Annotated in this window: 12 protein-coding genes; 8 read left to right on the top strand and 4 right to left on the bottom strand. The window is 69.3% G+C overall.

Translation table 11 applies throughout. The annotated features are described in order from the left end of the window. The first annotated feature begins 99 nt into the window (after positions 1-99). The 6 genes from GQ56_RS0118075 to fumC all read left to right on the top strand — a co-directional run bounded on the left by GQ56_RS0118075 (position 100) and on the right by fumC (position 5,940). Positions 100-867 carry an AzlC family ABC transporter permease gene (locus GQ56_RS0118075; protein ID WP_031399996.1) on the top strand — a complete coding sequence of 256 codons (768 nt, stop codon included), beginning with the start codon at positions 100-102 and terminating at the stop codon, positions 865-867. Further along, positions 864-1,202: an AzlD domain-containing protein gene (locus GQ56_RS0118070; RefSeq protein ID WP_031399995.1), complete on the top strand. Its 339-nt coding sequence runs from the start codon at positions 864-866 to the stop codon at positions 1,200-1,202. Before GQ56_RS0118075 ends, GQ56_RS0118070 begins: the two co-directional genes overlap by 4 nt. Positions 1,203-1,371: 169 nt before the next feature. Beyond that, a complete protein-coding gene (locus GQ56_RS0118065) occupies positions 1,372-2,148 on the top strand; it encodes a DUF4088 family protein (protein WP_031399994.1) in 777 nt (258 codons plus the stop codon). Positions 2,149-2,653: 505 nt separating this feature from the next. Beyond that, on the top strand, positions 2,654-2,872 hold the full coding sequence (locus tag GQ56_RS0118060) for an RNA-binding S4 domain-containing protein (RefSeq protein WP_021159725.1): 219 nt from the start codon (positions 2,654-2,656) through the stop codon (positions 2,870-2,872). A gap of 131 nt (positions 2,873-3,003) precedes the next feature. Then, positions 3,004-4,431, top strand: coding sequence for a multidrug efflux MATE transporter NorM (gene norM, locus GQ56_RS0118055; protein WP_052001421.1), 1,428 nt, complete (start codon positions 3,004-3,006; stop codon positions 4,429-4,431). A gap of 114 nt (positions 4,432-4,545) precedes the next feature. Next, the gene (gene fumC, locus GQ56_RS0118050) at positions 4,546-5,940 is read left to right on the top strand and encodes a class II fumarate hydratase (protein ID WP_031399992.1); all 1,395 of its coding nucleotides are present in this window, start codon (positions 4,546-4,548) and stop codon (positions 5,938-5,940) included. A gap of 43 nt (positions 5,941-5,983) precedes the next feature. Here fumC and GQ56_RS0118045 read toward each other — a convergent pair whose 3' ends face one another. After that, entirely contained in the window at positions 5,984-6,496 is a 513-nt protein-coding gene (locus GQ56_RS0118045) for an acyl-CoA thioesterase (protein WP_031399991.1), read from the bottom strand. Between the two features lie 130 nt (positions 6,497-6,626). Continuing rightward, positions 6,627-6,767, bottom strand: a complete 141-nt coding sequence (locus tag GQ56_RS46060; RefSeq protein WP_006757662.1) for a hypothetical protein — start codon at positions 6,765-6,767, stop codon at positions 6,627-6,629. Between the two features lie 189 nt (positions 6,768-6,956). Between GQ56_RS46060 and GQ56_RS0118035 the strand changes: the two genes are divergently transcribed. After that, the gene (locus GQ56_RS0118035; protein WP_031399990.1) at positions 6,957-7,664 is read left to right on the top strand and encodes an ArsR/SmtB family transcription factor; all 708 of its coding nucleotides are present in this window, start codon (positions 6,957-6,959) and stop codon (positions 7,662-7,664) included. A 162-nt stretch (positions 7,665-7,826) separates the two neighbouring features. Continuing rightward, positions 7,827-10,331, top strand: a complete 2,505-nt coding sequence (locus GQ56_RS0118030) for a DUF6600 domain-containing protein (protein ID WP_031399989.1) — start codon at positions 7,827-7,829, stop codon at positions 10,329-10,331. A 100-nt stretch (positions 10,332-10,431) separates the two neighbouring features. Here the strand turns inward: GQ56_RS0118030 and GQ56_RS0118025 are convergent, their stop codons facing one another. After that, positions 10,432-11,403: a thymidylate synthase gene (locus GQ56_RS0118025; protein WP_031399988.1), complete on the bottom strand. Its 972-nt coding sequence runs from the start codon at positions 11,401-11,403 to the stop codon at positions 10,432-10,434. Between the two features lie 42 nt (positions 11,404-11,445). Continuing rightward, the gene (locus tag GQ56_RS0118020) at positions 11,446-12,843 is read right to left on the bottom strand and encodes a sigma-54 dependent transcriptional regulator (protein ID WP_031399987.1); all 1,398 of its coding nucleotides are present in this window, start codon (positions 12,841-12,843) and stop codon (positions 11,446-11,448) included. Positions 12,844-13,035: the final 192 nt, after the last annotated feature.

Below are 13,035 nucleotides of genomic sequence, written 5' to 3'. Positions count from 1 at the left end.
AGCGCCGCGATACCGCCGGCGTCGGCGCGCACCGATCCCGATCCCGCAAGCGCAAGAACATACAAGCCCGCCTTTCGCCCGCCCGCTATCCTCCGGTTCATGGAGGAATACGCTTTGAATCCGACACCCGCATCGCCCGCTCGCCGCCCGCTCAACGAATGGCTGGACGGCGCACGCGACACGATCCCGATGATGATCGGCGCCGCGCCGTTCGGCGTGATCTTCGGCACGCTCGTCGGCGGCGGCCCGCTTGCCGCATGGCATGGCGCGCTGATGTCGCTCGCCGTGTTCGCGGGCTCCGCGCAGTTCATTGCGCTCGGCCTGATCGCGGGCAGCGCGGGCTTCGTCGTCGTGCTCGCCACCACGCTGATCGTGAACCTGCGTCACCTGCTGTACAGCGCGACGCTCGCCCCCTATGTCGCGCACCTGCCGCTGCGCTGGCGCGCAACGCTCGGCGCACTGATGACCGACGAGGTATTCGCGGTCGCCTACGCGCACTACCGGCACTTCGCGCCGGGCACCATCGGCCCCCACTACTTCTTCGGGTCCGGGCTCGCGATGTACCTGAACTGGCAGATCTGGACGCTCGCGGGCATCGGCTTCGGCGCGGCGTTCCCGGGACTGCAGTCGCTCGGCCTCGATTTCGCGATGGCGGCAACCTTCATCGCGATCGTCGTCCCGCAGCTCGGCACGCTGCGCTATTTCGCGGCGGCCGCGACGGCCGGCACGCTGGCTTGCTTCTGGCAAGGCTGGCCCTACAAGCTCGGGCTGCTCGGCGCGGTCGCCGCCGGCGTCGCGATCGGCGTCGCACTCACGCTGCTGCACGAGCGCGCGCGCGCCGGCTCGCACCCGGAGGCCGCATCGTGAGCTACGCGCTGCTGATTCTCGGGATGGCCGTCATCACCTACGCGATCAGATCGACGCTGTTCCTGTTCGGCGAACGGCTGACCTTCCCGCCGCTCGTGCGGACGGCGCTCGGCTTCGTACCCGTCACCGTGCTGACGGCGATCATCGTGCCGATGGCCGTCTCGCCGCACGGTGGCGCAGTCGAGCTGACCTGGCGCAATCCGCAGCTCGTCGGCGCGCTCGCCGCCGTGCTCGTGTCGGCGGCGACCCGCCGCCCGCTCGTGACGATCGCGGCGGGCCTCGCGGTGTTCTTTCTCTGGCAAGGGATCGTGCTGCCCCACTGGCTGCCCGCCTGAGCGAGCGGGCGAACGCTTGGCCCGGCGCGCTCAAGTTTCCGCCCGGCGCGCCGATATACGGGGTGAACACCCGCCACCGGCCTCGTCGCGCACCGGTCAGTCGACGCTGCGCCCGCCCCGGTGCGCCGTGCCGGCCGCCGGCTTGCGCGGGCCGCCATCGAGACGATTCATGGGCCAGATCACCCTTTCCCTCAAGGACGACACGCTCGAGTCCCTGCGCAAGGACTACGATGCGTTCGTCCGCGTGTCGCTGAAGCTCGACCCGCAGTTCGCGACGCCGTCGTTCGAGGATTTCCTGCGCGCCAAACTGCTCGACAACATGGTGCCGCTGACCGAGCACGCCGTGCAGCGAATGCTGCAGGGCGGCCAGTACGCGTGGGCAAAGCGCACGCTCGACAAGGAATTTCCGGACGTCGTCGCGATCCTGATGCGACAGGCCGGCGAATTCGGCTTCGGCTTCGCGTCGCGTTCCGAATGGACGCCCGACGAACTCGCGAAGGCTTGCCGCGACTGGGCAAAGGCAATCGTCGCCGAAGCGCAGGCCGATCCGGCGCTGATCGACCCGCTCGCGTCGCAGATCAAGGGGGCGGCGCAGGACATCCAGACGCTCGAGGAACTGATGCAGACGCCCGCGTGGCGGCTTGCGGAATCGCTGCGGCAACGGATTTACGAGGCCAAGCTCGCGTGCGAGATGAGCGTCGGCAGCACCGCGCGCGACAAGCTCGGCGAACTGCGCGGGCTGCTCCGGCTCGGTCTCGCGCACGGCTCGTTCCAGAAGCAGGAAGCGCAGCAGATCATGGAATACCTGCGGCTGCTGAAGCCGGAGATCTTCGTCGAGGAGCCGTACGACGTCTTTGCACGGCTCGCCGCGTGGCTGCGCAGCGTATTCACGCCGGCCGCCACGCGACCGGCGCAGGGTCCGGGACAGGGGCAGCGCCGGCCGTAACGGCACGCCGTTGCGCATGAACATGTGACGGCGGCCCGGTTCGTACGACGCGAACCGGGCCGCCGTCGCGGTGCCGCGCCCGGCGCGCGCAGCCGGCTAGCGCTGTCTGCGCGGTGCGTCGGGCGGACACACCACGCGCTGCATGGGCACCGGCCGCGCCCTGCACCGCCACGCCCGTCGCGGCACACGCGTCCGACACGACGAACGCCGTCGGCACGGCACCGATCAGCATCGCGCGAATCCGGCGCATGGCCTGCTCCACGAAAAATCGTCAGTTCGAACCGCAGCGATGCGGCCGGCCGCGCCCCGCCGCGACACGCGGCAGGTACGACGAAAGACCCGCAGGCTCTCGGCTCTCCCGGGCCGTTACCCGCCGTTCCACCTGCCGACGAACAACGCCCCTTCCCCCGCACCGGCGTACCGCGCCCCTCCGCGCTCGCGTGCCGGCCCGCGGTGCCGTATGATGCGAGGCGATTCCTCCCGCGCCTTGCGCGCCTTCTTCGTCATGCCCAACCTGGATTTCACGCTGACCGGCGAATACGTCGAGCTGCACAACCTTCTCAAGATCACCGGCCTCGCGGACAGCGGCGGCTCCGCAAAGCTGATCGTCGCGTCCGGCGCGGTAAAAGTAGACGGCGCGGTCGAGCTGCGCAAGACCTGCAAGATCCGCGCAGGCCAGGTCGTGCTGCTCGGCGACACGCGCATCGCGGTGCGCGAGGCATAGCGCCGGTTCCCCTTTCCGCGACATGGCCATCGGCGCGAGCGTTCGACACGGTGCGAATAAAGCCGTAAGCTGGTTGTCTCTCAAAATAACTACATATAGCGCGGGCCCGCACCCGTGCGAGCGCCCATCCCATGTCGCATTCCGGTCTTACGCGGACGGCCGCCGCGCCGCCGTCCCTGTCCAGTCACGCCGCCGATACCGCGCGCCTCGCCGCGCCGCTCGCGATCGCGCAACTTTCCCAGATGGCGATGAGCGTCACCGACACGGTGCTGCTCGGCTCGCTCGGCCCCGATTCGCTCGCGGCGGGCGGGCTCGGCGCGAACTTCTTCTTCGTCATCGTCACCATTCTGCAAGGCGTGCTGTCGTCGATCAGCGTGAGCGTCGCGCATGCGCGCGGCTCCAAGGCCGACGAGCGGGTGCCGCACATCTACTGGACCGGCTTCGCCCTGTCCGTGCTGCTCGCGATTCCCGCCATCGTCGCGCTGTCGCTGTCCGAACCGATCCTGCTGATGTTCCACGAGCCGCCGCTGCTCGCGCATCACGTCGGCGAATACACGGGCATCCTGCGCTTCGCGGCGCTCGGCAGCCTGATCGGCGTCGGGCTGATGCGCGCGTTCCTGCCGGCGATCGGCGCCGCCCGGCGGCTGCTGTGGGTGTCGGTCGGCGGCGTCGGCGTCAACGGCGTGCTGAACTACGGGCTGATCCACGGCGCGTTCGGCCTGCCGCGCCTCGGCTTTCTCGGCTCGGCCGTCGCGACGACGATCACGATCTGGCTCACCGCGTTCGCGCTGCTCTGGCTGCTGCACGGCCGGCAGCGCTTCCGCCATTTCGTGACCGCGGCGCGCCCGAAACTGCCCATGATGGGCGAGCTGATCGGCATCGGCTGGCCCGTCGCGATCACGTACGGGGTCGAATCGACGCTGTTTCTCGCGACCGGCCTCACGGTCGGCGTGCTGGGCGCGACGTCGCTGGCCGCGCACCAGATCGCGCTGAACGTCGCGTCCGTGTCGTTCATGGTGCCGCTCGCGATCGGCCAGGCCGCGAACGTCCGGGTCGGCTACTGGGTCGGCGCGGGCTCGCCCGTCGCCGCGCGGCACGCGGGCTTCGTCGCGCTCGCGCTCGGCGTCGCGTTCATGTCGCTGTCGGGCCTCGTGATGATCGTTGCGCCGCATGCCATCGTCGGCCTGTACCTTCACCTCGACGATCCGGCCAACATGGCCACGGTATCGCTCGCCGCGTCGCTGCTCGGCATCGCGGCGGTGTTCCAGATCGTCGACGGGATGCAGACCGTCGCGTCGGGCGCGCTGCGCGGCCTGAAGGACACGCGCATCCCGATGCTCGCCGCGACCTTCGGCTACTGGGGCATCGGCTTCCCGACCGGCTACTGGCTCGCGTTCCACGCGGGCCTCGGCGCGCGCGGCCTGTGGTGGGGCCTCGCGGCCGGCCTCGCGAGCGTCGCCGCGCTGATGGCGTGGCGCTTTCATCGCAAGACCGCATCGCTCGTCGCGGCGCCTCGCCAGGCGCGACATGACGCGAAATCGCCGCCGGCGCTATCCTAGTCGGCTGAAGACCAAGACGCCGCGCAAGCGGCGCGACTGCCTCACGATACGTCTGATTACGTCTGATGCCGCGCAACGACGCGCGGCCTTTCCCCTTTCCTGGAGGAGTGCATCATGAACGAAGCAGTTCGGATGGAACGCGATACGTTCGGCGAGATCGCCGTCCCGGCCGACCGGCTGTGGGGCGCGCAAACCGAGCGTTCGCTGCAGAATTTCCGGATTTCGACCGAGAAGCAGTCGCCCGAGCTGATCCACGCGCTGGCGATCGTCAAGCGCGCGGCGGCGGCCGTGAACCAGTCGCTCGGCGTGCTGGCCGACGACAAGGCGCGCGCGATCATCGACGCCGCCGACGAGATCATCGCCGGCAAGCATCCGCGCGAATTCCCGCTTGCGGTGTGGCAGACGGGCTCCGGCACGCAGACCAACATGAACCTCAACGAGGTGATCGCGAACCGCGCGAGCGAACTGATGGGCGGCGAGCGGGGCGAGGCGCGCAAGGTGCATCCGAACGACGACGTGAATCGGGGCCAGTCGTCGAACGACGTGTTCCCGACCGCGATGCACGTCGCGGCCGCGTACGCGATCGTCAATCATCTGCTGCCGGCGCTGCGCACGCTGCGCACGACGCTCGATGCGAAGTCGAAGGCGTTCGCCGACATCGTGAAGATCGGCCGCACGCACCTGCAGGACGCGACGCCGCTCACGCTCGGCCAGGAGTTTTCCGGCTACGTTGCGCAGCTCGACCAGAGCATCCGCCACGTCGAGTCGGCGCTGCCGCACCTGTACGAGCTCGCGCTCGGCGGCACCGCGGTGGGCACGGGGCTGAACGCCCATCCGGAGTTCGCGGTGCGCGTCGCCGACGAAATCGGCCGGCTCGCGAAGCTGCCGTTCGTGACGGCGCCGAGCAAGTTCGAGGTGATGGCGGCCGCCGACGCGCTGGTGTTCGCGCACGGTGCGCTGAAGACGGTCGCGGCCGGCCTGATGAAGATCGCGAACGACGTCCGCTGGCTCGCGAGCGGCCCGCGCTGCGGGCTCGGCGAGCTGTCGATTCCGGAAAACGAGCCGGGCAGCTCGATCATGCCGGGCAAGGTGAACCCGACGCAGTCCGAGGCCGTGACGATGCTGTGCTGCCAGGTGTTCGGCAACGACGTCGCAGTCAACGTCGGCGGTGCGAGCGGCAATTTCGAGCTGAACGTGTTCCGGCCGATGATCGCGCATAACGTGCTGCAATCGGTGCGGCTGCTCGCCGACGGCGCGCAGAGCTTCAACGACCACTGCGCGGTGGGCATCGAGCCGAACCGCGCGCGGATCGACCTGCTGCTGAACGAATCGCTGATGCTCGTGACGGCGCTCAATCCGCACATCGGCTACGACAAGTCCGCGCAGATCGCGAAGAAGGCGCACAAGGAAGGCACGACGCTGAAGGCGGCCGCGCTCGCGCTCGGCTACCTGACCGAGGCGGAATTCGACGCGTGGGTGCGCCCGGAGCAGATGATCGGGTCGCGGTAACGGCGTGAAGGCGGGCGCGGCGCGATGCGCGGCGCCCGGCGGGTCAGACCGCGCCCTTCGCGACCTCTTCCGGCTTCATCTCGACGATCTTGTCGAGCGCGGCCCGCACGTCGGCCGCATACTTCGCGAGCACTTTCTGCTCGTCGGTCTCGGGCACGAACGGCGGCACCGGCACCGGGTTGCCGTTCTCGTCGACCGCGACGAACACGACCAGGCAATCGGTCGTCTGGCGCAGCACGCCGCCCTTCGGATCGCCGGCGTGCACCGATACGTGGATGTGCATGCTGGTGCGGCCCGTTGCGACCACGCGCGCCTTCAACTCGACCAGATTGCCGACCAGGATCGGACGCTGGAAACGGATGTTGCCGACGCTGACCGTCACGCAATAGCGGCTCGACCAGACTGCCGCGCAGGCATACGCAACCTCGTCGATCCATTTCATCAGCGCGCCGCCGTGCACCTTGCCGCCGAAGTTCACGGACGACGGCTCGGCGAGGAAGCGGAATACGGTTTCGGTGCGGTCGAGAGCGGCCGGTACGGGGGACGATTGGGACATCTTGTTGGCTCCATGCGGCAGGGGCGCTGTAATCGGGCCATTATACGTTGCACTGCGGCAATGCGTCGCGGCGCGCCCCGGGCGGCGCGGCCGGGACGACCGCACCCGGTGTGCCGCCAGGCGGCGCCGCTCAGCGGCGCACCGTGATGCCCTGGTCGATCGTCCCGTACATCTCCAGGCTGCCGCCGCGCTCGCCGGCGGCGCTCGCGCCGCCCTGCGCACAGGCCGCACAGACGAGCGCGGCCGCCAGCAAACAGAAAATCGTCTTCATCGTTGCATCGCGTCACGTGCGACGGCCCGTTGCCGTCGCGTCCCGCCATTCTACGCGTGCGCCGCTACGGGCCGCGGGACGGTTCGCCACGCCGACGCCGCCGATGCATCCGACATTTCAGCCGAACGCGAAACATCGAATACCCGCACCGACTACACTGCGGATCATCCTGCCCGACGAGACACGACGATGACCGATCAAGACGACCACCATTTTCCGGGGCTGAGCCGTATCGGCGCACTGATCGCCGACCCCGGGCGCGCCGCGATGCTGTGGGTGCTGATGGACGGCAGCGCACGACCGGCCGGCGAACTGACGATGATCGCGGGGCTGTCGCCGTCCGCCGCAAGCGCCCATCTCGCGCGGCTGACCGAAGGCGGCCTGCTCGCGCTCGACGTGCGCGGCCGGCACCGCTACTACCGCATCGCGTCGGCCGACATCGCGGCATCGCTCGAAGCGCTTGCGAACGTCGCCCGCGCGGCCGCGCCGCATCGCCCGGTTCCGCCGCCGTCACGCGCGGTCCCGGCCGAACTGCGCTACGCGCGCACCTGCTACGACCACATGGCCGGCGAACTCGCGGTGCGCATCTTCGACGGGCTCACCGCGCGCGGCTGGCTGCTTGCGGACGGCGATGCGATCGAAACCACCGAACTCGGCACGCAGGCGCTCGCGCAATGGGGCATCGACGTCGCGCAGCAGCGCACGCGCCGGCGCCGTTTCGCGTGCGGCTGCCTCGACTGGAGCGAACGACGCTCGCATCTCGGCGGTGCGCTGGGCGCGGCGCTGCTCGAAAGCTTCTGCGCGCACGGCTGGATCGAGCGCTCCGCACGGCCGCGCGTGCTGCGCGTCACAGTCCCCGGGCAGCAGGTTTTCGACGCGTGGCTTACGTCTGCTTGACGCCTGCATTGCGACTGCACGACAAAGGCGCGCGATGGACAGGTTTTGTTACATCGCGTGCCATTCGACTTACAAAACATCGAGCATTGAAACAGGCCGGGCGGATATTGTGAACTCAGCGGCACGAATCGACGCGCCGCGATAACGACGAAGACGCTCACCATGGCCACCCCGTTCACGCTCAAGCGAACCGCCCGCTGCACCCTCCTCGCGTTCGTCGCGCTTGCGACCCTCCCCGCTGCATTTGCACAATCGTCCGGCACCGCGCCCTATGCGGCCGCGGCGACACAACCCGGCGGCGATCCGCCCGGCCGCGTCGCACGGCTCGATTACCTGTCGGGCGCGGTAACGACCGAGCCGGCCGGCACCGATACCTGGTCGTATGCCGCCGTGAACCGGCCGCTGACGACCGGCGACCAGCTCTGGAACGACGCCGGCGCGCGCTCGGAACTGCACATCGGTTCGACCGCGGTGCGGCTCGGCGAATCGACGAGCCTGTCGGTGCTGAACCTCGACGACACGACGACGCAGCTGAAAGTCGGCCTCGGCACCGTATCGACGCACGTGCGCAACCTGCCGGCCGGCGGATCGTATGAAATCGACACGCCGAATCTCGCACTCGGCATCACGGGCCCCGGCGACTATCGCGTCGATGTCGCACCGAACGGCGCGAGCACGACGGTCACGCTACGCAGCGGCAGCGCGACCGCCTACGGCAGCAACGGGCAGTACCCGCTGTCGCCCGGGCAGCAGGTCGTGTTCACGGGCACCGACCTGCAGGTTGCCCAGCAATCGGCCGCGCCGGCCCCCGACCCGCTCGACCGGTGGGCGGCCAGCCGCGACATGGCCGAGGAGCGCTCGGTGTCGGCCCGCTACGTATCGCGCGACATCCCCGGCTATCAGGATCTCGACGCGAACGGCTCGTGGCGCGACACGCCGAACTACGGCGAGGTATGGGTGCCGAACGACACGCCGGCCGGCTGGGCGCCGTATCACGACGGCCACTGGATCTGGCAGGCGCCGTGGGGCTGGACGTGGGTCGACGACGCGCCGTGGGGTTTTGCGCCGTATCACTACGGCCGCTGGGCGTACGTGGACGATAGCTGGGCCTGGGTCCCCGGTCCGCTGGTCGTCAGCCAGCCGCCGGTCTATGCGCCGGCGCTCGTCGCATTCGTGGGCGGCGGCGGCGGCCCCGCCTGGAGTGTCGCGCTCACGGTGGGCGGCATCGCCGCGGCCGGCTGCGCGTGGTTCGCGCTCGGCCCGGGCGAGCCGTGGCACCCGGGCTGGGGCGGCTGGAGCCCGCACTACTACGACGGCGTGAACCGCAACATCGTGGTGAACAACGTCAACGTGAACAAGACCGTGAACGTGACGAACATCACCAATATCACCAACATCAACAAGACGTACGTGAACTTCGGCGCACCGCACGCGATCACGGCCGTCCCGGCGTCCGCGTTCGTGCACGGCCAGCCTGTCGCGCACTTCTCGCAGCACGTCGATCCGCAGCAATGGCGCAATACGCGCGTCACGCCGGGAACCCCCGGTATTGCGCCGGTGAGCCAGAGCTTTACCGGCGGGCTGCGCAATGCGAGCTACCGCCCGCCGGCGGCGCTCGCCCAGCACCCGTACGTCGCGACGCGCAATCCCGCCGTGCCGGCCGCGTACCGCGACCAGGCCGCGGCCCGCCTCGTGCAGCAAGGCGGGCGCGTACCGGGCGCCGGCGCCCCCGTCGTGAAGACGAGCGTACCGGCGGACTATACGGCTCGTCCGGTCCGCGCTCCGGGCAACCCGGGCGGCGGTGCATGGGCGATGCACAACGTGCAGCTCGTGAATCCGCACGGCCCCGTCGTACAGCCGGCACGCGAGCCGCGCGAAGGCCAGCCGCCCGCCGGGCAGGCCGGCAGGCCCGGAGTACCGATGCCGGGCGCTCCGAATGTCGCGCGGTCGGCGAACGGTGCAGACGCCAATGCGCCGCGCTTCGCAACCGGCGGCACGACCCTGGCGTCCGGAAGCCCGACACCGCATCCGGCATTCGGGGCAGGAAACGGCGTCCCGCACCCGCCGACGGCCGGCAACTTCCCTTCCGGCATCGGCGAGGCCCATGCAGCCGAAGCGCCGTCGCCCGCGTGGATGCAGCCGCACACGCCGATGGAGCGCCAGCGCCCCGCCCCGCCGACCGCCCTGCACCCGCCGGGACAGAATGCGCTGCCGCCTGTCCGCAGCGCGGCAATGCCGCGCCCGGACGGCTCGCCGGACTCGCGGGGGGCGCAGCCCAACGCTCGAAACGAAGCGCCACGCGCACTGCCGCAACCGAGGCTCGACGGCGTTGCGCAGATCCCGCAGCCGCGTCCGCGCCCCGACTTCCCGACGCCGGCCCAGCACGCGCAACCGGAACGGGCCGCCCCGGCACCGCAACCGCGCGCCGATTTCTCCCAACCGGCGCCACACCGCGAAGTCGCGCCGCCGCACGTGAACGAGTACCGTCCGCCGGCTCCCGCCGTGCACGACATGCCGCGCCCGCAGCCGCAGGCGCCACGCATGGAGCCGCGGCCATCGATGCCCGCCCCGCATGTCGAGCCGCGGCCGCAACCGGCGCCGCACGTCGAGGCGCCGCATTCGAACAACCCGCCGCCAGGCGGTCACGACGAGCGTCACCACCAGTAGGCGCCGCAAACGTGAAACAAAAAGGCCTGGCCGGCATCTGCCGGTCAGGCCTGCTTTCTGCCGCACGGGGATCGGCGAGGCCGCCTGCCCGTGCCGGCGCTCAGACCGCCATCCGCGCGGTCAGCGGCTCATGGTGGCGGTAGCCGACGAGCGAGAAATCGGACGGCTCGATCTGATCCAGCCATTCGGGCGCATAGACGCCGGTTTTCGCGTAGTCGGGCACGCGCGCGGCGATCTCGAGCTGCGGGCTTTCGTACGGCTCGCGCGTGAGCTGCTGCTGCAGCATGTCGAGCTGGTTCTCGTAGATGTGCGCATCGCCGATGAAATACGTGAACCAGCGCGGCGTGTAGCCCGTCAGCCGGCCCACGAGCGACAGCAGCGCCGCCCCTTCCGTCAGGTTGAACGGCGTGCCGAGCCCCACATCGTTGCTGCGGATGTAGAGGCACAGCGAGATCTCGCGCTTCGTGGCGTTCGGCAGGAACTGGTACAGCAGATGACACGCGGGCAGCGCGATCTGATCGAGCACGGCCGGATTCCACGCATGAAACAGGATGCGGCGGTCGCCCGGGTTCTCCATGATCGTGTCGAGACACTGGCGCAACTGATCGATTGCCTTGTACAGCAGCACCTTCGGCACGCCGTCCTCGTCGAAACGCGTGACGATCCGGAAGCCGCGGCGCGTCGCATCGGCGATCTGCGCGTCGGCGCCCGCATCGAGCACCTTGTAGCCCGGCCACTGCCGCCATTGCACACCGTACACGTCGCCGAGATCGTCGACGCCCTCGCGATACGGGTTCGCGAGCCATTGCGCGTTCTCGTTCGCGTTCGCGTCCCACACCTTGCAGCCGAGCGCCCGGAAATCGGCCGCGCTGCGCGATGCGCGCAGGAAGCCGACCAGTTCCCCGATCGCGGACTTGAACGCGAGCTTCTTGGTCGTCAGGGCCGGGAAGCCCTCCTGCAGGTCGAAGCGCAGCATCGCGCCCGGCATGCTGATGGTGCGGATCCCCGTGCGGTTCTCCTGCCAGGTGCCGGTATCGAGAATGGTACGAACGAGATCGAGATACTGTTTCATGCGGGTTCCTTCGGCCGCGGGGGGCGGCCGTACCCGCCAATTTTAGCAAGCGTGATGCGGAAGCTCCGGCAACGGCGCCGAAAACCCTGCCAGCGTGTCGCCGCGATCGCGCATGCCGTGCGCGCACATCAGCCGGTACAGCGTGACGCGCGACACGCCGAGCTCGCGTGCGGCATCCGCGAAACGGCCCCGGTGGCGCAGCAGCGCCTGCTCGATCGCCTGCCGCTCGGCCGCCTCGCGCGCCTCCAGCAGCGACACGGGCGCGAGCGTCGCATAGTCGTTCAACTCGAGATCGGCCGCGGTGATCATCCGCCCCTCCGACATGACGATCGCGCGACGCACCCGATTGATCAGCTCGCGCACGTTGCCCGGCCACGAATAGCCGTACAGCGACGCGACCGCATCCGGAGAAAAGCCGCGCAGGCGCCGATGCGCGTCGCCCTTGAAACGCTCGAGCATGTGGCGCGCGAGCACCTCGATGTCCTTGCCGCGCGCGCGCAGCGGCGGCTCCTCGATCTTCAGCACGCACAGGCGATGGAACAGGTCCTCGCGGAACCGCCCTTCGCGCAGCGCCGCCTCCATGTCCACGTGCGTCGCGCAGATCACGCGCACGTCGACGGGCACCGACGCATGCGCGCCGAGCCGCTCGATCTTGCCTTCCTGCAGGAAGCGCAGCAGGCTTGCCTGGCTTTCCAGCGGCAAATCGCCGATCTCGTCGAGAAACAGCGTGCCGCCGTTGGCCGCTTCGACGCGGCCGATCTTGCGCTGGTTCGCACCGGTGAACGCACCGCGCTCATAGCCGAACAGTTCGGCCTGCAACAGCGTCGACGGGATCGCACCGCAGTTGATCGCGATGAACGGCGCCTGCGCCCGCGACGAGCGCTCGTGAATCGCGACCGCCGTCAGTTCCTTGCCGGTACCCGATTCGCCGGAGATGAACACCGGCGCGTCGGTCGCCGCGACGCGACGGATCGTCCTGAAGAGTCCGAGCATCGCATCGCAGGTGCCGACCATTTCGCCTTCGCTGCGTCCGGCGCCGACGGGCGGCGCAACGGGATCGGTCAGCGCGACCATGCCGTGCGCATGACCGACCGTCTCGACGATCCGCGACGTCTCGTACGGCATCGTGACGTAGTCAAAGCAATAGTCGCGAATGAGATGCCGCAGCGTGGCGTCCTGCAACTGGCCGCGCCGCGTCGCCGCGATCCAGCCGATGTGCTGGATGCTCAGACAGGATTCAAGTTCGCGCAGGTCCGACGGCTTGAAGCCCGGCGAGAAATCGAGCAGCCCGGCCGTCGCGACTCCGTGCTGCACGACGCGGCGGACGTCCCGCACGGTCTCCGCGAGATCGACTCGCCAGCCGCATTCGTCGAAATGGCCGCGCAACGCGTCGTTCGGTTCGCGCGAATAATAGATCACATGCCGCAGATCGGCTCCCATATGCCCACCCCGTTCATCAACCGTCTAACGATTGCCGTGCACGCCAGGTTGCGTGCGAAAAGGATCGAATCGGGTCAGCCGAAGGCAGCTCGATTCGCCATGCCTATGCGCGGCAGCGACAAAGCCTCGCATGATGGCGCTTATCTCGCGTCCAGTTGTTATTTGATCAAGACAGCGTAGTTATAGGCACTG

This window comes from Burkholderia paludis, assembly GCF_000732615.1.
Classification (GTDB): domain Bacteria; phylum Pseudomonadota; class Gammaproteobacteria; order Burkholderiales; family Burkholderiaceae; genus Burkholderia; species Burkholderia paludis.
The sequence above is the reverse complement of the archived record's forward strand: the minus strand, read 5'-3'. Positions and strand labels throughout refer to the sequence as shown.

What these genes read in the sequence shown, in the direction of transcription:
- GQ56_RS0118030 (WP_031399989.1), top strand. Translation starts at nt 7,827, where the DNA reads ATGGCCACCCCGTTCACGCTCAAGCGAACCGCCCGCTGCACCCTCCTC.
- GQ56_RS0118060 (WP_021159725.1), top strand. Translation starts at nt 2,654, where the DNA reads ATGCCCAACCTGGATTTCACGCTGACCGGCGAATACGTCGAGCTGCAC.
- GQ56_RS0118025 (WP_031399988.1), bottom strand. Translation starts at nt 11,403, where the DNA reads ATGAAACAGTATCTCGATCTCGTTCGTACCATTCTCGATACCGGCACC.
- GQ56_RS0118045 (WP_031399991.1), bottom strand. Translation starts at nt 6,496, where the DNA reads ATGTCCCAATCGTCCCCCGTACCGGCCGCTCTCGACCGCACCGAAACC.
- GQ56_RS0118075 (WP_031399996.1), top strand. Translation starts at nt 100, where the DNA reads ATGGAGGAATACGCTTTGAATCCGACACCCGCATCGCCCGCTCGCCGC.
- GQ56_RS46060 (WP_006757662.1), bottom strand. Translation starts at nt 6,767, where the DNA reads ATGAAGACGATTTTCTGTTTGCTGGCGGCCGCGCTCGTCTGTGCGGCC.
- norM (WP_052001421.1), top strand. Translation starts at nt 3,004, where the DNA reads ATGTCGCATTCCGGTCTTACGCGGACGGCCGCCGCGCCGCCGTCCCTG.
- GQ56_RS0118020 (WP_031399987.1), bottom strand. Translation starts at nt 12,843, where the DNA reads ATGGGAGCCGATCTGCGGCATGTGATCTATTATTCGCGCGAACCGAAC.
- fumC (WP_031399992.1), top strand. Translation starts at nt 4,546, where the DNA reads ATGAACGAAGCAGTTCGGATGGAACGCGATACGTTCGGCGAGATCGCC.
- GQ56_RS0118065 (WP_031399994.1), top strand. Translation starts at nt 1,372, where the DNA reads ATGGGCCAGATCACCCTTTCCCTCAAGGACGACACGCTCGAGTCCCTG.
- GQ56_RS0118035 (WP_031399990.1), top strand. Translation starts at nt 6,957, where the DNA reads ATGACCGATCAAGACGACCACCATTTTCCGGGGCTGAGCCGTATCGGC.